Source organism: Bacillus aquiflavi (assembly GCF_019915265.1).
In the GTDB taxonomy this organism is placed as follows: domain Bacteria; phylum Bacillota; class Bacilli; order Bacillales; family Cytobacillaceae; genus Bacillus_BT; species Bacillus_BT aquiflavi.
In genome coordinates, this window is record NZ_CP082780.1 from 3,035,286 (window position 1) to 3,056,040 (window position 20,755).

A 20,755-nucleotide genomic window follows, 5' to 3' on the forward strand; every position below is an offset into this window, starting at 1 on the left:
AATCCTTTCTAAATAAATTTACCTGAGAAAATATAAAATCCAAAACAAATAAAGTTAAAGGTCATTATAATTGCGATAGGCCTAGTCGCTTTATTATTTGGCCAAAACTTATGTTTTTTATTGATCCTTTCAAAAATATCAAAAGATATCATTAAAAACGCATGATAAAGACCATACAATATGTAATGCCATTCAAGACCATGCCAAACTCCCATTAAAAAGAATAGTAGGAAATATCCTATATACGAAGTGACATAACGATCTTTTATCCATTTTTTCTTACGCATTAAAAAAACAAATCTCATATATACATAATCTCTAAACCAGAATGATAAAGTCATATGCCAACGATTCCAAAAGTCTTTAATATTTCTGCTAATAAAAGGCATATTAAAGTTTTCCGGTTTTTTTATCCCCATAATATAACTGATTCCGATTGCAAAAGCACTATAGCCTGCAAAATCAAAAAATAAGTACATACTATAAGCGTACATATATGATAATTTAGATAAAAACGAATCGTTTGCACGTACGGTTCCGTATACGGCGGTTCAACCTTTTAAGTATCGAAGCTCATAGAGTGTGGACAAATCTTTTAATCCCCATTTTCTGAGCTTTTCATTTGGTATGGCACGATGGATGATGTCATTAAGTGATACTCGCCAATATCCTTTACGGGTATTGGCTAATTTCATCGCATCCTCATGATTAATTCCATATTTACGAAGCATTTTGTACTTTGTACGTACTAACTTCCAACGTTTCCATATCAATTGTCTTAATCGATGATGATGTAACCACTGTTGAATATCTTTTATGAATGATTTCATATTTGAGATACCATAATAGTTAATCCATCCTGATGTCGTTTGATTTATTTTTTGTGATTATTTCGTGGAATGTTCCTGGTCGTTTTCGACTGGTTAGTTTCCTTAGCTTATCTTTAAATTTTCGTTTCGCCGACCTACTAGGTCGGCAATTCACTTTCCCATTAAATTTTGTATGTTAAATCCTAGGAAAGTGGCCGATGTCGCCCCACACACTTTACTTTTCTTCTGGTTTATCGTGAGTCCTAAGTCCTTTTCAAGGAATTCGGTAATACTTTCCATGACTCTTTCGCCAGCACGTTTACTTTTAACGTAAATAACGAAATCATCTGCATATCTGATGAAACGATGTCCCCTTCTTTCCAATTCTCTATCTAACATATTGAGATAGACATTTACTAAGATGGGCGATAATGGTCCTCCCTGCGGAGCACCTTTCGTTGTTTCAATGTAGATATCCTTACAAGTATGCCTGAATGTAAGAAACTCCAAATTAGTTTCAATACTATTTTATCTTTGATAAAATATTCAAGGTATGCCCTGATTCGTTGGTGGTGTATAGTATCAAAGTAACTTTTTAAATCACAATCAACGACAACTCTCTATCCTTCTTGATAATATTCTTTGGCTTTCTCTACCGCTTGGTGTGCGTTTCTTCCTTTACGGAATCCAAAGCTATGTTCCGAAAAGTGGGGGTCAATAATTGGGTCAATTACTTGAAGTATTGCTTGTTGTACGACTCTATCTAGAACGCTGGGAATTCCCAAGTATCTTTTTGAACCGTCGGCTTTTGGAATGGCTACCCTCTTTACTGGTTAAGGTCTGTATGTTCCATCTCTAAGCTTTCGTTTCAATTGGTCGTCATATTTAAGCATGTGACTTTCAAGTTCTTTGACAGTAATTCCATCGACTCCCGGTACACCTTTGTTTGCATATACTTTCTTGTATGCAGTCCAAAGATTATTGTCAGAGGTTATTCTCTCAATTAAGTTGATACCATCTCGTTTCTTCATACCCATGCGACATTTCTACACTCTCCTATGTACCCTTCCGTTTCCAACGTATCTCTTCATAGGTAGTCATCTCTCTGGCAAATGCCATGATGATTTTTTCTGTGTTTAGGCGGGTGATGTCTGCACCTCCTTGTTCTTCAAGATTTAAGATTGTTCAGCCCTTCATTTCCTTAGAAACTACTATGGCATCTACTGACTCCTCACAATTCATTGGATTATCACTAATACCATTGTTAATTCAATAACCCTTGTGAGACCTCCCCAGGTAAGAATTATAACTTTCCTCCCATGTAACCGCTGCATTTACTGTATGGAACTCGTGCAGTATCGAACTTTGTCATGTTTGGCAGACTCGTCCATTCCAAGTCAGCCTTGTATGCAGTTTCTGTTCGTCAGTTCAGGAGTTTGCCTCCAGCTTCCTTCAGATTCCATGTCACCACGGACACCCTTGCTCTTGGCTAACCTCTACTTCTGTCTTCGGGGTTCGGGACTTGCACCCTATAGTTCATGCGCATGCCGGGCGCACCAAAAGAGAAGCTGTCTAACGACAGCTTCTTAGCGAACTTCGACCCAGCCATTTTTAATGGCTACTACAACAGCTTGAGTACGGTCATTTACATTCATTTTTTGTAAAATATTACTTACATGGTTCTTCACTGTTTTTTCACTAATGAATAGTGCCTCTCCTATACCCCGATTACTTTTCCCATCGGTCAACAGTTGTAAAACCTCACACTCTCGCCGAGTTAGCAAATGTAGCGGTCGGCAAATTTCAGTTTGTTGAAAAGTATTGTACCCTGACCCGACTGATTCTAACGCTAAGCGACGATATTCATTGACTAAATTATGAGTGATTTTTGGATGTAAGTAAGAGCCGCCATTCGCAACTACTTGAACCGCTTCTATTAATGCATCCGCATCCATTTCCTTCAATAAATAACCACATGCACCTGTTTTCAATGAGTGCATTACATAATTTTCATCATCATGAATTGATAAAATAATGACTTTAGCTTCAGGGAATCTTTCCAATATTTCTTTTGTGGCATCTACGCCATTCACATTAGGCATGTTAATGTCCATTATCGTAACATCTGGATTATATTTTTCAACTAGATCGGCGGCTTCTGAACCATCATCCCCTTCAGCGATTACTTCGAAGGTTTTCTCAAAGTCTAAAATTCTTTTAACCCCTTCTCTGAAAAGTTGATGATCATCAATAATAGCAATCTTTGTAATCAAACCCTTTTCCTCCCTCAAACCTTCTGTTTTTCTTTATCTCTTTGTCCTTCATAAATATGTAACGGGAATGATAACTTACACGCCTAAAATGGAACTTGAATCCGAATACTTGTTCCAACATCGAGTTGAGTATCAATCGATATTTCCCCATTTAAAAGCTCGACTCGTTCCTTCATTCCTAAAATACCAAAGGATTGTGATTTCTGTTGTTTATTTAAGTCAAAACCTTTTCCGTTATCGTTCACCACGATAGATATACTACCGTCAGCAATTGTTAATTTTACTTGGATTTCTGTGGAATAAGCATGTTTTAATGCATTTTGAACCGATTCTTGAATGAGTCGAAAAAGCGCAAGTTCATATTTAATTGGAAGCCGTTTATCGTTGCTAATAGAGATAAACGAAATTTTAATATTTTTATAATACTCCTCAATAGTTTGAAAATATTTTTTTAAAGTAGAAATTAACCCTAGCTCTTCTAAAGGCATGGGGCGCAAATCATAAATTATACGGCGAACCTCGTGTAGTGTATGACGCACCATCTTCTTCAAACTGCGGATTTCATCCATTGCTTCCTCTGGACTTCTTTCCCGAAAAATACGCTCAATTAAATCCGAGCGCAAGAGGACGTTTGCAAGCATTTGCGCCGGACCGTCATGTATTTCTCTTGATAATCGTTTTCGTTCCTCTTCCTGTGCATCAATCATTTTTAATCCAATCTCTTGTTTATGCGTTCTTTCTTTTATTCTTTCTCCCGATTGCTTTATATCGTTAGTCAAATAAGTCAATACGACTGAAATTCGTAAAACAAACTGCTCCGCTTGTTCTATTGTTGCCTTTAACTCCAACAATTGTCGTTCAATCTCATCACTTCGATTCTGCAGTTGTATTTCCTCTTGTCTATTTAATTTTAAATGTCTTTGAAGCTCTTGTGCTTGATTTAATAATTCCTCGCTAGTGCATCCTTTAACGTCCTCACCTATTTCCGAAAGCTTCTTTTGGACAAAATGAAGTTGGAAATCGAGCTTCTCCCTATCCTTTATTATGTAGGAAGCCCTTTCCTTTACATGTGTTAATTCTTCTTTAAGAAATTCATAATCATTCCAACCCTTTTCACTAACACGGAAAATTTCATCTTTATATTTTCTAATCTCTGTCATCATTTTTTCTATTATTTGATCTAGGGTCTTCGTATTAAATTTTGTTAACGTCATGACACCAAACCCTCCGCAAGCTCAAAACCTTTTTCTTATATAAGTTATTTTATCGTGAAACGATCATTTATACTATCTTTCACGTAAGAAATCTATGGGAACGTAGATAAAATTCGGTAAAAAGACATAGTTTAAAACTCATTTTTAAGACTAATGTACTACAAATTTGATTACTATTTTTAAAATTTATTACAAAATCTTATTTTTCTATATAATAAACTTAATTATTAAACTTTTATCATACTAAAAAAATGACAAAAAATGTAATCTAAAATTACTTTAGAATTTTATTTTTTTACGTCAAATTATGTCGATTATTAAGTTTTTATTACAAGGTTTGCTGAAATATGCATGTCAAATTATAATAGTGTACTATAAGGAAGGGTCTACTTTTCCTAAAATAGGTTAAGGCTTTCTCTATGACTCAGATGGCCAGTAGTTCAAGAGCAATAATCATGTTAAATTACAATAAGCCAAAACAACTGCTTTTCGCATCATAACAATTTAATAATTGGATTGAGAAAAGTAGCAAAAACATAAAATTGATCATACACATTTTTTCTCTTCATCTAAATAACGGTTGAAAAACGAAAGGAAAGATGAACAATGTTAACTCGCTATTATACTATTAAAGGATACGGCGAGCATGAAATTGTTATTCAAAAATCACGCTTCATCGCATACATCTCGCGTGCTGAAACGGAAGCTGAGGCTCAAGAGTTTATTCAAATGATGAAAAAAAAACATTGGGATGCAACACATAATTGCTCTGCATATTTAATTGGAGAACGTGACCAAATTCAAAAAGCTAATGATGACGGAGAACCAAGTGGAACGGCTGGTGTTCCCATACTAGAAGTATTGAAAAAAAAGCAACTAAAAAATACGGTTGCTGTCATTACACGTTACTTTGGCGGAATTAAATTAGGGGCAGGAGGCCTTATTCGTGCCTATGGAAAAGCTACTTCTGAAGGAATTAATGCAACGGGAATTGTTGAACGTAAGCTTATGTGTGTGGTACGAACAAAAATTGATTACACTTGGCTAGGTAAAATAGAAAATGAACTCCGTTCCTCAATTTATAAGATAAAAGATATTCACTATTATGATCATGTTGAAATTAAGACTTTTGTTGAAAATAATCAGACGAAACTGTTCAAGGAATGGATGACTGATTTAACAAATGGACAAAGTGTTATTAACGAAGGGGAACTAGTATACTTAGAAAAAGATGTTTTCTAGATTTATTTGAATAAGAAAACTTACCTATTTATAATGAATGGAGAACATTTGAATATTTTTGAAGCGAGGGTAACAAAAATGAAGGGAACAAGAATTTATATACGTAAACAAAAGAAACGGCCGTTCAAACGTTTTCTAAAATACGTAGCAATTAGTATTTTGTTCATTTCTATATTAGGTTTAGGATATGGTGGCTATTTAGCTTACACGATAAATAAAGCAGCTGATGACAGTGATGAAGAATTGAATAGAGGAACTAAATCTGAACTGCGTGATTCAAAGGTCACTTTAAAAGACGATCCAGTAACAATATTATTAATTGGTGTTGATGATTATCAGGATGAGGATAAAGGACGAGCTGACGCACTCATACTTGTTACTCTTAACCCTAAAACAAAAGAAGTCGCTTTATTAAGTATCCCAAGAGATACTCGAACATATATTCCAAGAAAAAAGAAAAAACACAAAATAAATCATGCTTACGCATGGGGAGATATTGAAGGCACCGTCGATGCTGTTCAAGAACTTCTTGATGTTCCCGTTGATTTTTATGTAAAAGCTGGTGCGAAAGCTTTTCAAGATATTATAGATGAAATAGGCGGAATTACTGTAAATGTTCCATTTGATTTTAAACAAAGTGATCTAAAGGGAAACTATGTTTATTTTAAAGAAGGAACAATGAAATTAGATGGACGAAAAGCTTTAGCATTTGTCCAAATGCGTTATGAAGATCCTGAAGGAGATTTTGGCCGTCAAAAAAGAGAACAAGAAACATTAAAGGCAATCGCTGACCAAGCCTTATCTGTGAACACTTTACCAAAGGCAAATAAAATTATCGAATCTCTCGGCTCTAACGTAAAAACAAATATTTCCTTAAATGAGATGTTAGGTTTAAGAAATTTTTACAATGAAATTAAAAATCAAGAGTTTAAGAAATTAGAAATTGAAGGCGAAAATATAGAAATTGAAAATCTTTCTTTTTATGAACCAAATAAAGACTCAGTCGATGAAGTAAGTAATGAATTACGAAGAATACTTGAGATCCCAAACTATACTGTAAATAGTAATGAACAATCGTCTTAAAACAGTCATCCTTAGCCAAAATCGGCTAAGGATGATTGTTTTATTTAGGAAAACTTTAATCAAATTCTTTACGCTTCCCTGTTTCAGTTTTAAAGTAGATGATCAATCTTCTATTAATTTTTTTATTAAATCAATTTCCTTAAAGACAGTTTTTTTTAAAGAAAATTTTTCTTTATTAATCTCTTTAGTGAAGTCTATATTCGAAATGAATGTTGTAATATCTTGGTTCTTTGTTAAGTCATTATGAATAAAAAAAGTGTTACTAAAACCTTTCATCATTTCTTGGCAAATTGAAATATTTGATGTAATTAATGGTATACCGTATGCTGCCATTTCACACATCATGACACCTTGTGAATCTAATCTTGTCGGCATTAAAGCACACCGATATTGGTTTAATAGTTTAGGAATTTCTTTTTGCGAAAGAAACTGATTAAACACAACTAAATTTTCAGGAGGTTGATAGTGATTAAAATACTCCCCTTTACCATAAACATGAAAGGTTATATTAGGATTCGCTTCAGCAATCTTTGCTACAACATCAATAGCATATTTTGATTTATCAAGCGGTCTAATTGTAATGACATCTGCTAAAAATTTTTCAGCTGGAATATATGATTCAACTTCAAAAACCTCATTAATATTATTATGAATAATAGAAGACCTTTCTCGCAAAATATGATCATCTATTTTTACATTCTTTATAAATTCTGTTTTCATCCATTCACTAACGAAAACAATATGTGCTTTACTTTTTAAAAGTAAGCTTTTAAAATATCTTTTAAGAATCAATAATTTAACAGTATCATAAAAATTTTGGAGCAAATCTTTGGTTACACTACTATTTTTGTCGAAAGAATATGGATTTGGATAATATTTGTTAATTTTCAACACTTCGTGTCCATAAAAAAAAAAGACAACTTTTTTTATCTTTTTTTGATGTTTATTTAAAAAGACAACATGGTGCCTAAGATTGGGAGCATGACTTAAAACTAAATCGAATGATGAAACTTGATAATCAGCTTCAAATTCTTTTAGAGAAATAACATCGATTCCTTCATATTTGTATGCCTTATTTGCATTAAAGGATAAAACAAGTAGTTCAAATCCATTTTTCAAATAAATTAAATTCCTTGAATGGATAAAGGAGCTTGGATATTTATTTTCATTACTCGGATAATCTTCAGTAAGTATTAATATTTTTGACAACGTTCTTCAACTCCGTAGAACTTATTCATTCTTACTTAACATATATTACACCTTTCTACACAAAATCTCAAAATATTTCAAACGAAATAATTGAGTTAAGTATAATATAAGAGCTTTTTTTAGCAGCTAACTGTTTACTCAAATCGGTTGTCGTTCATATTCTTTAAATATTGTGGAAACAATCATATAAAATCACTTTTAACTTAATTGGAAGATGAACTACGGCTGTCACCTTTATAATGTAAATGAGGTCTGAATCGGGTAGTACTATCAATCATTATCTATCACACGTGCAACGATAGGGAGGGATTAGTTGTTCGAAAGTCAAAAATCATCGTGTTCATATGGTATAAAGGTGTGTATGGCAAAATAAAAGTGCAGAGCTTTGCAAAGCAAAAATGCAGAGTACTGCACTAATTTTGTGCCAAAAATCGAGTAGAGGGGAAAGTTAAATAACTTTCCGTCCCTCTCACACCACCGTACGTACGGTTCCGTATACGGCGGTTCAATTTATATCGCAATGTGCACTTTTAGATAGTAGTCTAAGACAAAGGGAATCCCCCTTTGCCTAAAGCGTTTATTTGATATCGCTCGATGGACTACCTTCGATAGTCCAATAAAACGATAACCCTTCCGACAGTACGCTAAGCCTTTTGCTTCCTCCTCGGGTATCCCAAGCTGGACAAGAGATTTTATTCTCTTTTTATTGGTCTTCCATTGCTTCCAGATGATTACTCGTAGTCTGGAGCGAAGTTTTGCGTCTATTTTTCCGAGCGCATTCTTCATGTTCGCTATCTTAAGGTAGCTGACCCATCCATAAATGACCTGTTTCAGTTTAACGATTCTTATATCTAGAGAAATACTCCAGTTCCGTTTCGTTAGCTGGCGCAGTTTTCGTTGGAACTTCTGAATCGATTGTTCATGTGGCCTTGGTTGAAATCTCTTTTTATTTGAATCATAGTAAAAGCATCCATCATTTATATATTCCAGCGCTTGAACGACTGCCATTTCACAACTTCTTCTTGGTCGGAAACCGTAGCTGTATTCGCTGAATTGTTTTTCAAATATGGGGCTAAGTCTTTGGCTAATTGCTTGTTGTACCACTCTGTCAACAACCCGTTGGAATGCCCAATTTGCGCATTTTTCCGTTTTCTTTTGGGATCTCTACTCCCAATGCTGGCGCTGGTTGATATTTTTTTCGGATTTGATCACGGAGTTCATCTTTATGTTTCTTTAGATGTTCCTTCAGTTCTTGCACCGTCACTCCGTCTACTCCACTTGCACCTTTACTTTATTGCGATACACCCGCTTATAGGCTTGATTCATATTTTGATTGCTTAAGATTTCTTCTAAAAGCTCCACACTCGTTTCTTCCTTTCCTTTCACGTGACGGTAAGATACTTCTCTTTTGAGTATCCTCTGAGATACGCTCATACTTTCCTCATTAACACATTCTGAAGTATATCTTCCGTGCATTAATGGTGTAGAAACACTATAAAGTGTTCAGCCCTTCATGATAAGTATCACTACTATGGCTTCGGCTGACTTCTCACGATAAACCTTTTTTCGACCAGCTTTCTTCATAGGGGACTCCTCAGATGTCCGTGAGACCTTCCAGGGTAAGACAGCTATCTTTCCTCTTTTACTCGCCTGATTTACTCGATAGGATTACGCACATCTTTGGGACTTTGACTTGTTAGGAGCCTTATCCACCTATTGAGCCTTGGGATCAGATTTCTGTTCGTCAAGTCAAGATTTTGATACACGCTTCCTTCAGCTTACCTCGCGATAACGACCTTGCGCTTCCCTAGTGGTTGGATGATGTGTTCCCCCACAGTGGACTTGCACCACCTAGATAAATGCCATGCCTGGCACACTAAAAAAAGAACACTCTAATTGAATGTTCTGCTAAAAAACTTTAGGAAATTCAACTTTTGTTTCCTAATTTCCCACCGTTTTCTATCCATGCAAAGTATTTATTAAATATATTTATTCTTCGTCTAAAATAAAAAGGGATAATTAACATTACTGAATATAGTAACCCCATTATGATTAGGAAAGCTAATAAAGATACAAAGATGTTTCCCATAAAACTTCTACTTATTATTAAACTGAAAAACAGTATTAAAAATGAAATTAGGGCAAATCTTTTATAAGTTATCATCATGTTATCTTACCTCCCTTTAAATTAATTGTACACCAAAAAGGGGCTTTATTAAACATTATTAAGAGTAATTCAACATTCTCAAACTTAAAAGGCTAACTCCCACTTTCGGGAATTAGCCTTAAAATTTTTGCATTCCTGAACACTCCATCAATTATTTTTCTAAACAGAAATCAAATGATTATAAAGAATTGATTTCGAAAGCCCTTGGTGGGAAATTTGATAGAGATAATATGCATGTTGAAGTTTTAACACTAGTTCTAGATGATCTTAAAACAGTAATTTCTTATGCAATTGAAGGTGTGAGTGTTAGAGCAATTTCAAACTTTATGAAGGTGACATTATTAATACATTCCAAGCAGTAGGCGATAAAGTTTACTCCATTGTAACTATTAACACTAAAGATGAAAATTTAGAATACGAATGTGGCATGAAAATCCTTTATTTGATAACAAGACAATGAAAAATGAAGTTGCTCCTAAATCTAGTGAGGGTGGTGCTTCAATTCAAGTTTCAAGTTGTACTGTCTGTCAAAATGTTTGTAATGCTATTCAAGGTATGGGATGTGGCTTAGCTGGAACAGTAGCTTGTATGGTCGCTTGTGCTCCTATTGGTTCAGTTGCATGTCCATTTATTTGTGCGGCTTTATGGGGATTAAAATGTTGGGGTGACAATATTTTACTTTGTGGACCTTCATGTAAATCATTAGGATTTTGCTGGTGAAAGCTATAGACTGTCCCACGCTCTGTCAAAACGGAGTTAAATGGGTGGCAAACTTCTGCATTTTTAATTGCATTTTTCTGCACTTTTCTATTGCAAAATACTAGCGAAGTTTATATGTTGTAAATATCATTAATAGCCTTCGGTCTGCACATAAAAAAGGCGTTCTTTCTAAAATGTTATAGTGGTGACTTCATTTTACAAGAAAAGGTGATTTTTTACTACTTTTTTGAAATTAATGGGTTGTTTCCCAAAGGTCATTTTTCAATGACTTTTGGGAAAGCCCCTACATGTAAAATTAATATTGATCAATACCAAGTAACGTTAGCATATTCATTATTCGGATTTGCGATCCATTCCTCACGGCCATCTTTAGTTCCTATACATAACCAGTAACCCGACTCTTTGTAAACATAAAACGAAGTACCATTTCCAATTTTTCTTGATAGCTCACCTGTTTCAGTCGGTGAATAACGAACGTTTAATAGCGAAACTTTAACCGAACCTTCACCGATACGCCCTGATTTTAAATCATACCAACGCACATTTGCGTGAGCTCTGTTTTCATTTGATATCCACTCTTCTTCTCCATTATTAGTTCCAATACAATACCATTCTCCACTCAATTTATAAATCCAAGCCGTACTTCCTAAACTAAGCGTCCTAATTATTCTCCCACTAGTCGAAGGACTATTTCTAACATTTAGTGTCGATACAATAGTTGTAGCAGTACCTATCCGGCCATTTTTTGTTCTACCTGCATATTCAGGTTGTGGCTCTCCAATAACTGTTCCCGGACCTTCAGTTCCGCCACCTCCACCAGAATTGATATAGTCTAAAGGATTTACTGCATAACTTTTGCTGCTATTCCAAGACGGCTTGTGGACTTCAAAGTGTAAATGTTGACCAGTCCACCAGCCAGTGCTCCCCATATACCCAAGTCGTTGGCCGACACTAACATTTTGGCCAACTGAAACTGTACGTGATCTTTCTGCCATATGAGCATAAACAGTCTCATATTGTACACCGTTAATGACATGTTTTATGAAAACTACTTCTCCATAGGAATCTGAGTTATATGATTTTGTAACTGTTCCTAAAGCTGCGGCTAAAATAGGCACTGTACCACTTTTGGCAATATCAATTCCATTATGAGTTCCTTTCTTAAAATATTGTGTAATCGTTCCTTCTGCTGGTCTAATAAAAACCATAAATATCCCTCCTAATTTTCTCAGAACGTATGTTCTATGTTTTTACAATAACACATCCGGAACATACGTTCTATATAAATTCTATCATTTTGTAAAAATGGTATTTTATAATCATTTAATAAAATAATAAGGAAGAGGATTATGTCGTAAATTGATAAAAAAAACAGTTCTATATACCTAGGGTTTGAAACTAATTGATAGCTCACACTTTAAGTAGTAAAATGTGTTGATAAAATAATGACAATTGAATAACTGTTTCTAATGTAGTTTTAATGATTGGAAGGTAAATTTGAAATCTCTCAATTAGAAAAGGGAATTATATTTTGAAGAACTTGAATAAATTGGCGGCACTATCACAAAAAACACTAAACTTCGGGGAAAAGTACTGAATATTTTGAGCTGAGGTTTATCACCAATTTTTGTTAAATTACACAAAAACGAAAAAATATACTTGAATTCGTGACAATAATGTTATCATCACACAAACATTAATATCTAAGATACTGATTCCCATCTGTGGTAACAGTGTATCGTCTGCCGTAAAGCGATCCAACTGGTGCTTTCCGCTAATAAAGGCCTGCATGTTTGGCCGATTTTCTCTTCACTAGAATAGCGTTCAATGTGGCCAATTTCAGCAATAATAACAGCTGTGAAAACAGGTTGCATTCCAAGTATTGTTTGTAACACAGTTTTTAAATTCGCTCAATCGATTGATCTAGGCTCTTTTATTTGTTTTTCAAATATACGAATCAATGTGATTGATGTACCAAGAATGGTATCGATGGAATCTTCGACTACTTTATCTAACCGATAAAAAAAGCAGACTACCTATTGAATGGACTTAGCCACATATTCTGGATTAGGGAATCGGTTTTTCCCTTTCGACTGAAGATAGTCAGCCAAGTCTTGCGCCAGTTCATCTAAGCTATAATTTTCGAAAAATAAATTAATCATCGCTTTACCGAATGAAGAAAACTCGGCCTCCTCTATAAACTGTAAAAGGTATTACACTTATAGCTCAAGTATTATAAGAAGCGTTGTTTTCCCTTCGTCAATTGGGGAACAAACTGACAACATGCCCGGGCGATAACAAATTCATCGATTTCATCAGTTTTATCCATGTATCTATAACTTTTTTTGTTAGCGATCTATGTTAAATTTATCACAAATACTTTGCCATCAAGAGCATGAATCGACTGATCATTGTGTAAAAACATCGTTGGATGAAAGCTATAGACACTCGTCGATTCCAAACAAATACGAGTACACTCACATAATGCTGTTACACTGCAAGAGGAGAATTAGCAGTCCATTGGAAAACGGTGTTTGAAAAAAATTAAAGAAAGAGCGTAAGTAGCCCTTGAATGTAAGGACAATACAACCATCTATGGCTCGATGTAAAAAGTGCGTTTGGTCACATCAAGGGCAATCTGTCGTTTCGCAGGTTTCCATCCGACTACTACATTTAGATAAAAATCGTAAAGATACAAAAAGCAGGTGGAGAAAAACGGCTTGTTTTTTTCCACCTGTTCTATTTTAAGGCTTATTGGATCGCCTCAAAAATTTATCATTTATTTTTTATATTGAGGTACATCAAAGACCATATCATAGTTATCTAAAAGTGAAAATAATTCATACATCCGGGAAGTCTGTTTAACAGCCCAGCCGATATCTGTTGCATATTGGTGGGTTGGCGGATTATTAACTGCATATGCAGGATTCCAGCGCATTTTATATAAAGTATTTTGATCGTAGTTTGGATTATTTATATAACCTCTAGATATCCATTTTGCACCATCAATGATTGCTTTTTCAGGATTAAACCATCCTTCTTTATAAGCTCTTTCTGATCCACATCGCACAGCACAACTATCAAGCGCTCCAATCCCATACATATTGTAAACAACTTTTGGTTCAACAGGTTTTCCATCAACAGATGAAACTAAAACACCGGTAGCAAGCTTTGAATTACCATTACTTGTTTCAAGTAAAGCATGTGAAATTAAATAAATTTCGTTAATATGATTCACACGACCTGCTTCAATAAAGGCATGTGCTTTATTTTCTAATATTCCTTTATTCGTTAAAATTTTATTATTCACTTCATTTGGATCTAAATTCATTGATTCAGTTAACAATAAAAACTGTAAGTAATCTTTGCTTGCAGAAGAAAAATTATTTGGGTTAAGATAATATTTTACATCTTCAGGTGAAGCGTTTTTCCAAGTTTTTGGATATCTAAACCTTAACCAACCATTTGTTTCTCCATATATTTCTATAGTTTGCCCTTTAAGAAGTTGACCAACAATCCAATATGTTGTCCCAGGACCACCTCTAACGTTTAGCCCATCTACTGTGACCGTACCTGAAGAAGAAGATGTTCGATTGATATATGTTTTACTTACATATGTATCATATCGCTTATCAGTCTGCGCTCCTGCATTAACTTGTTTTTTTACCATTTCATCTAACGTCATATCATAATATATATAGCGATATTGTGTACTGGTATATTTGACATGAGGACGGTAAACATAACCTATTCGTCCGCCTAAGGAAACCATTAGCCAATCTTTTGATGTTTGTCTAATTACAGGGTAACTTTGTCCAGGTTTAATTTTCGCATATTCTACCAATGAACCCGATGTGTTATCATATACCGAAGTTTCCACTTTTGTTTGAATATAGTTTCCTGATAAAGGTTCACCATTGTCTATATTTTTTAATCCAGATCCATTTGTTGGCTCGACTTCACTAGTTCTAACATAACCAATTTTATCTCCAAATTTTAAGCCAACAAAGCCTGAAATAGATTTAAATATTTTATACTTTTCTCCTTTTACAAGTGTTCCAACAATTTCATCACCATTTGCTCCATTCACATGGATAGGAACACCATCACGTGCTGTTGTAAAATACTGATCATTTGAATCAAAAAGATACTCAACATCAGCTTTGTAAACATAGCCTAAACGCTGTCCAATACTTACTTGAACCCATAAAGAAGATGTATCTTGTACAATTGGGTATGAAACTCCTTCATTTAATGAAGCTGTTACAAAAGAATCTTTACTTTGACTACTGTATATATTAACTTGCTTAGTAACTTTTATGCGTTTACTAGAATTTGCTAAACCAGGGTTAAGATCATTCATCACAAAAACTTGCGTTCCAGATACGTGACTGCCTTTTACATATCCAACACTATCGCCAAATTGAATTCTTATAAAACCGTCTGATGTTGTACTCAATATAGGGAACTGGTGTCCCTTTCCTTTTAGCTCACCTACTTGACCGTTTGATTGAACTACTGGTACAGATGAATACATTAAGGTCATATACTTATCTGTAGATAAAACTGGATCATGAACGTGTGGTTTATAAATATAGCCAACCCGTCCACCAAATAATACTCGATACCAATCTTTAGAAGACTGATCAACGATTACATAACTTTCTCCCTTATTTAAAGTTCCCATTGAAACTAATTTGCCTGAAGAATTATCATAAATAGGAACATTAACTATTGGTGTAATGAATCTCGAACTATTTGTGTAGCCTGAGTTTTTGTTTTTAATTGTATATCCATTACTTGCTGTAATTAAAGAATTTTTTACATAACCGATACCATTACTATATTGAATTCTGACGAACCCATCAATATGGGATAATATTTCAAATTCTTGTCTACCCGATAAATAACCTACTACATCTGACCCTCCAGATCTATTGACAACGACTGGTGTTTGACTATATATAGTTTGAAAATATTTATCTTGTTCTTGTATTTTAATAATGATATGAGGTCTATAAACATAACCTACTCTGTTCCCAAGTAATACTCGATACCAGTCTTGAGAAGTTTGTTCAACAATCGGATAATCAATATTATTTTTTATAGTACCCATTGGAACGAGTGAACCTGACGTATTATCATAAACGATTACTTCATTAATTGCTCGAAATGTTTTACTACTATTAGTATAGTTCGTATTTAGATTTTTTATTGAAGAACCGTCAGACTGGGTTATCGAAGCTTTTCGTATAAATCCTAACTGATTTCCAAATTGGATCTTTATGAAATCAGGTGTCTCCTCAATAATTTTAAACTCTTGACCTTCATTAACTGTTCCTACAACAGTACTGGCTTTTTCATTTAAATAAACTTCCGCTTTTGAAGAATTGATTTTTACATACTTTCCAGAAGTTGTTGTTGCTTGTAAACTGTTTAAAGTTGTAGAATCTTTTTCGTTAACTTCTGGTAAAAGAGATTTAATTGTTTCTGATTCTTTACTTTCTTCCTCAACGATTAATGAATCTTTCTCTTCAGTTTGCTTATCTTTCTCTTCAGTTTGCTTATCTTCCTCTTGAACCGCTTTATCTTCTTCTGATTCTGAAATTTGTTTATCTTCTTCTGACTCTTCATTTGAGTCGTCAACTAAAGTTAAATTTCCAGGAGATATTAAGCTTTTTTTAATTAACATTTTACTGCTTCCAAAATAGAAAAAGAAATGCTCCTCATCATGATCTGATAGAAGAATTGTTTTTGTTGTCAATAATTCCCCTATTTTTTCAAGAGCTTCATTTGTAAACTCTATGTTTTGTGAATCTACCATTTCATATTGAAAACGGTCATCTAAATTTTCAGGAATGATTGGCTCTTCATCTAGTACATTAAAATTATTAAGATTTAACAAAATCTTATCATTATTAATAATTGCATATCCTTCACTAGTTTCTTCATCTATTACAATAGGAATTTGAGAATCTTTTGAAATTGTTATTTTGTAAGATTCTTCTGGATGAACAAGTTCAACATCATTTATCGCCTCTGCTAAAGTGAAAACATAATCTTGAAGACGATCATCTTCACTTTGGGCATGTACAATATTTGCAAAAAAAGTAGCAAATATAAATACAGTTAAAATGGGGATAGTAAAATACTTCTGTAATGTCTTTACCATTTAACCTCTCTCCTCGCCTTTTTTGAATAATTTATCTTTTTCTTTTATTACTAATTTAATTGTTTTTCGATAAAAAATACTTAAACTACCGATCATCAAAGCACCTAATAATACATTTAGCCAACTCCAACTATAAAAAGAGTTGTAAAGTGCATATAATGCTACAAGTATTGTAATGAAGAAAAATTTATACAGTTTATAGTCAACATTAAAATATTTTTTTGAAATTAAAGTACGTAAAAACATAAATATAATAAAAGATAAGCCTGTAGCAATGGCAGCACCAGTTGCACCCATTTTAGGCACAAGAACAAACGTCATACCAAGATTAACAAAGAAAACGATAATCGTTATAAATAAATGCCATCTTGTTTTTTTATAAAAATTTATACCAATTACAGTTGTTTCAGAAATTGTATACATAACTGGCATAAAAACTAAAAAAGGCATGATAAATGTTGCAGTTCTATACTCAGCACCTAACAGTAAAACAATCAAATCTTTAAACATAATTGTCAATATTGCAATTAAAAACATCCCAAAAGAGACTATTTCGTACATTTTTTTGTATAGAACACTTTATCATTAGGATTTTTTTCATAATGATCGTAGCTAACAGGAGACCAAAACGTAGAAAACGTCGTTTGGAAAATATTAAGTAGTGCAATGACTTTAAAAGCCGCAACGTATAATCCTAACTCCTCTGCAGATGCCCAAGCTTTTAGTGCAAAACGATCAATTGATTGCATGAGCCAGTAGATGAGTGATGTAAACACTAACGGAATTAAAAAATATATAATTTCCTTGTCTGTTGTTTTTAAAGTGGTTTTTTGTCTATTTGAAAACCAATAATGCCTTGTTAAAAAAACTGTAAGTAAAGCTGCTATCACTAACCAAAATAAATAACTATAGATATATGTATGAAAACTGCTTCCCAATAGAAAGACGAATAGTAAAACTCCTAGTAATTCTAAAATTTTTGCTGCTATCTGGACAATAGAGTATATTAGTCCTTTTTGCTCCATCCGTATTACTAAAGTTGAGAAGCGATAAATAATTTGAAATAATGCTCCTAGTAAAACTAATAAAATCAAGAAAGTACTATCCTGATTGAACATAAATAAAGATAATGGTTTACTAAAGAAAAGAATTACAATTGACGACAATATAAAAGCTACTATCGTCATTCTAATACACTTCTTTAATAAAACAGCACGGTGATTCTCTTCTTCCACATAAAAGAAGCGTACAAATGCTTGATCCGTTCCCAATAATGAAACAAGAACAATAATATTAAAAAACAATACATACATCGATCCTAGTCCAAAATCTTTAGGACTAAATAATCTCGTTATGATTGGTGTTGAAATAACTCCAATTCCTAGAGCCACCCAACTTCCAAACGAAAAGGAAAGAAATTTTGAAAACAACTTATTGCCTGCCATTTAATCATTCTCCGTTCTCTTTACTAACTTTCTAACTGCATTTTATACTCAGAAATAATTTGCTTCGTAATAGTTTCCTTTCCGAATTTTTGCTCGCAGTTATTTCTAATAACAGACGGATGATATGAGTGGTAATTTTCAGTTAGTTTTTTCATTGCATTAGCTAATTCCTGTTCATTATTTTTAGGAACTAAAAAGCCGTTCGACTCATTAACAATCATTGATGGACCGCCAGAATCCGTCGCAATAATCGGTTTGCCACATGCTAAAGCTTCTATAAATGAGACACCAAAAGTCTCAAATTCACTCGCAAGTACAAATGCATCACAACTATTTAAATACACCTTAACATCTTCTCTTGATTTCCTGCCCAATAACTTAATTTGATCATTCATGTTTAAATCATCAATTAATTGTTTCAGTTGACTGTATTGTTCTCCGTCACCAATTATATTTAACAACATATGTTTTTGATTTGAAAAAGCTTGATGGAATGCTTTAATTAATAAATCCATTCGTTTATTATATTTTAAAAAACCAATTGATAAAAATGTAAAATGAGATGATTCTCTTTTTCTTTCCTCTACTGTGAAATTTTCAACGTCAACTATATTGGGAATAAGTGTAATTTTGTTTGAATCAACTAGCTCTGAAAGCTTCTCTTGTAAAGTTGGCCCTACTGCAATAATTTTATCACTATGTTCAAACGCAATTTTGGCTGCGGATAACTGAGTTTTATTTAACTTCCCTGTTATAAAACCGCTAAAATGTTCAGTGATGATTAAGGGAACAGAATATTTACCTTTCAAGCTTATAGCTGCCCAACCACCCCACAATGCTGAATGGGCATGAATAATATCAGGAATCCATCCCTCTTTCTCAAACTTTTCCATAATTTTTAATAAATATTTCCGGAAGAAATAACCGTATGAGTATGCGATATTAAAAGGAAAGTACAGATATTGTATGTTTCTTCCAGTAAAAACAGGCTTAGTTTCTACTCGATAGCCAAGTTTATGTAGTCCAAATTTCGAAAACTTTTTCATACTTATTAATTCTGGAAATGCAACTCTTATATCAAGCTGATGTTCGCTTAACGCTACGGCTTGCTCTTTGAAAAAAATACCGTTAATTGGATTATCATCTGTTGAATACCATGATGGAATTATTAATACTTTCATTATTTCTATCCTTTCATTTTAGTACCATCATAAATTTAATATATGATAATATTATATTTATCACATATTTTCTTTACAATACTTTAACGGTTGGAGGTTATCGCATGACCGACTTTTTATTTGTTACATATCTTTTCTCACCGAAAGACGGTGTCGGATCTACACGATCACGGGCAATCTATTCTTTCTTAAAATCTAAAAATATCGATATAGATATTATTAGCAGAGATACGTACGGTAAAAATAAATCATTTCCTTTATGGACAATGCGTACATTTTTTTCGATTTTAAAAAGCAAGCGAAGAACAGTATATGTTTCTTGTGGACCATTTACTCATCTTATTTTCGTTACTATTGCTGCTAAGCTTTCTCGAAAACGATTAATTATTGATTTTCGTGATCCATGGTCATTAAACATTAAAAATAATTACGGCAAAAAAAAGAGACAGACAGAAAGCATTTTCAAACGGTATAAACGTTCGCTCAAAATTAAGATCTCGGAATTGGTGGAAAAATTTATATACAAACAATGCAATTCATTTATTGTCTGTACAAACGGTATGTATGAATCATATCGCTCACTTTTCAAAAATGATGATAAGCTACATTTGATCATTAACGGCCATACAGTTGATGTTAAAGCCAAGCTTAAAACGATACCTAATACAGTTAAATTTGTTTGTCTCGGTAAATTTGCTGAATATAATCCGAATAAAGCTTTACATTGCTTAAAAAAAATCAATGCACTTATTAAACAAAACCCACACATTAAATACGAGCTTATTTTTGTTGGGACTGATCCAGCTATTAACCTTGAGATTATAAAAGCAGCCCATCTAGATAGAATTGCAAAATTCATTCCAAGAAAAAGTTATAAAGAAGCAATTCAAATTGCTGAATCATGTGATATAGGGCTGGCGATAGTTAGAGATGAATTTATAGAATTAGGGACAAAGGCATTTGATTATATAGGATTGCATCTTCCGATCTTTGATTGTTTTGAAAAAGATAACAATTTCAGAGACTTTTTCAAAAACTATTTATCAAATGGTGAAAAAATAACGATCACTATTAATGATGCCATGAAGTTTCGTAGAGAACAAATTCTCGAAGAAAATCTTAATGTTTTTATTAATAGTAACAATTCTTAGAGGGGGGCTTTTTATAAGCTCCCTTTTATTGTGATCATATCTATTTTTTCGAAGAATATACAGATAAATATGAACGAATAAAGGAATAT

Annotated in this window: 19 protein-coding genes and 1 pseudogene; 4 read left to right on the plus strand and 16 right to left on the minus strand. The window is 33.4% G+C overall.

Annotated elements, in window-relative coordinates; all coding sequences use genetic code 11:
* Positions 1–8: 8 nt before the first annotated feature.
* From K6959_RS14770 to K6959_RS14785, 7 genes and pseudogenes are all read right to left on the minus strand, one after another.
* Positions 9–521, minus strand: a pseudogene (locus K6959_RS14770) (MBOAT family O-acyltransferase); the annotation flags it as partial.
* A 30-nt stretch (positions 522–551) separates the two neighbouring features.
* Positions 552–830 (minus strand): reverse transcriptase, encoded by a 279-nt coding sequence (locus tag K6959_RS19320; RefSeq protein ID WP_262421799.1) that lies wholly within the window; start codon positions 828–830, stop codon positions 552–554.
* Between the two features lie 150 nt (positions 831–980).
* On the minus strand, positions 981–1,319 hold the full coding sequence (locus K6959_RS19325) for a reverse transcriptase domain-containing protein (RefSeq protein ID WP_262421800.1): 339 nt from the start codon (positions 1,317–1,319) through the stop codon (positions 981–983).
* Positions 1,320–1,429: 110 nt separating this feature from the next.
* On the minus strand, positions 1,430–1,594 hold the full coding sequence (locus K6959_RS19330) for a reverse transcriptase domain-containing protein (RefSeq protein WP_246234996.1): 165 nt from the start codon (positions 1,592–1,594) through the stop codon (positions 1,430–1,432).
* 48 nt (positions 1,595–1,642) lie between these two features.
* The gene (locus K6959_RS19335) at positions 1,643–1,846 is read right to left on the minus strand and encodes a hypothetical protein (protein ID WP_246234998.1); all 204 of its coding nucleotides are present in this window, start codon (positions 1,844–1,846) and stop codon (positions 1,643–1,645) included.
* Between the two features lie 549 nt (positions 1,847–2,395).
* Positions 2,396–3,079, minus strand: coding sequence for a response regulator (locus tag K6959_RS14780; RefSeq protein WP_163242784.1), 684 nt, complete (start codon positions 3,077–3,079; stop codon positions 2,396–2,398).
* A gap of 86 nt (positions 3,080–3,165) precedes the next feature.
* On the minus strand, positions 3,166–4,296 hold the full coding sequence (locus K6959_RS14785; RefSeq protein WP_163242769.1) for a sensor histidine kinase: 1,131 nt from the start codon (positions 4,294–4,296) through the stop codon (positions 3,166–3,168).
* Positions 4,297–4,902: 606 nt separating this feature from the next.
* On the opposite strand from K6959_RS14785, the gene K6959_RS14790 reads away from it, so the two are divergent.
* Both K6959_RS14790 and K6959_RS14795 read left to right on the plus strand, forming a co-directional pair.
* Complete coding sequence (locus tag K6959_RS14790) at positions 4,903–5,538, plus strand: YigZ family protein (RefSeq protein WP_163242768.1); 636 nt, start codon at positions 4,903–4,905, stop codon at positions 5,536–5,538.
* Positions 5,539–5,616: 78 nt separating this feature from the next.
* Positions 5,617–6,621, plus strand: coding sequence for an LCP family protein (locus K6959_RS14795; protein WP_223086878.1), 1,005 nt, complete (start codon positions 5,617–5,619; stop codon positions 6,619–6,621).
* Positions 6,622–6,723: 102 nt separating this feature from the next.
* Here K6959_RS14795 and K6959_RS14800 read toward each other — a convergent pair whose 3' ends face one another.
* From K6959_RS14800 to K6959_RS19340, 3 genes are all read right to left on the minus strand, one after another.
* Entirely contained in the window at positions 6,724–7,830 is a 1,107-nt protein-coding gene (locus K6959_RS14800) for a glycosyltransferase family 4 protein (protein WP_223086879.1), read from the minus strand.
* A gap of 510 nt (positions 7,831–8,340) precedes the next feature.
* Positions 8,341–8,934, minus strand: a complete 594-nt coding sequence (locus tag K6959_RS14805) for a group II intron maturase-specific domain-containing protein (RefSeq protein ID WP_262421801.1) — start codon at positions 8,932–8,934, stop codon at positions 8,341–8,343.
* A gap of 4 nt (positions 8,935–8,938) precedes the next feature.
* Positions 8,939–9,094, minus strand: coding sequence for a hypothetical protein (locus K6959_RS19340; protein WP_246234804.1), 156 nt, complete (start codon positions 9,092–9,094; stop codon positions 8,939–8,941).
* 1,323 nt (positions 9,095–10,417) lie between these two features.
* Here K6959_RS19340 and K6959_RS14810 point away from each other — a divergent pair.
* Positions 10,418–10,717: a hypothetical protein gene (locus tag K6959_RS14810; RefSeq protein WP_163242765.1), complete on the plus strand. Its 300-nt coding sequence runs from the start codon at positions 10,418–10,420 to the stop codon at positions 10,715–10,717.
* Between the two features lie 305 nt (positions 10,718–11,022).
* Here the strand turns inward: K6959_RS14810 and K6959_RS14815 are convergent, their stop codons facing one another.
* The 6 genes from K6959_RS14815 to K6959_RS14840 all read right to left on the minus strand — a co-directional run bounded on the left by K6959_RS14815 (position 11,023) and on the right by K6959_RS14840 (position 19,515).
* Positions 11,023–11,925, minus strand: coding sequence for a M23 family metallopeptidase (locus K6959_RS14815; protein ID WP_223086881.1), 903 nt, complete (start codon positions 11,923–11,925; stop codon positions 11,023–11,025).
* A 495-nt stretch (positions 11,926–12,420) separates the two neighbouring features.
* Positions 12,421–12,612, minus strand: a complete 192-nt coding sequence (locus K6959_RS14820; protein WP_163242763.1) for a transposase — start codon at positions 12,610–12,612, stop codon at positions 12,421–12,423.
* Positions 12,613–13,496: 884 nt separating this feature from the next.
* Complete coding sequence (locus tag K6959_RS14825; protein ID WP_223086883.1) at positions 13,497–16,889, minus strand: SH3 domain-containing protein; 3,393 nt, start codon at positions 16,887–16,889, stop codon at positions 13,497–13,499.
* The gene (locus K6959_RS14830) at positions 16,890–17,450 is read right to left on the minus strand and encodes a polysaccharide biosynthesis protein (protein WP_223086885.1); all 561 of its coding nucleotides are present in this window, start codon (positions 17,448–17,450) and stop codon (positions 16,890–16,892) included.
* On the minus strand, positions 17,438–18,334 hold the full coding sequence (locus K6959_RS14835) for a lipopolysaccharide biosynthesis protein (protein ID WP_223086886.1): 897 nt from the start codon (positions 18,332–18,334) through the stop codon (positions 17,438–17,440). Before K6959_RS14835 ends, K6959_RS14830 begins: the two co-directional genes overlap by 13 nt.
* Before the next feature lie 23 nt (positions 18,335–18,357).
* Positions 18,358–19,515: a glycosyltransferase gene (locus K6959_RS14840; protein ID WP_163242760.1), complete on the minus strand. Its 1,158-nt coding sequence runs from the start codon at positions 19,513–19,515 to the stop codon at positions 18,358–18,360.
* A 104-nt stretch (positions 19,516–19,619) separates the two neighbouring features.
* On the opposite strand from K6959_RS14840, the gene K6959_RS14845 reads away from it, so the two are divergent.
* Positions 19,620–20,666 (plus strand): glycosyltransferase family protein, encoded by a 1,047-nt coding sequence (locus K6959_RS14845; RefSeq protein ID WP_223086887.1) that lies wholly within the window; start codon positions 19,620–19,622, stop codon positions 20,664–20,666.
* Positions 20,667–20,755: the final 89 nt, after the last annotated feature.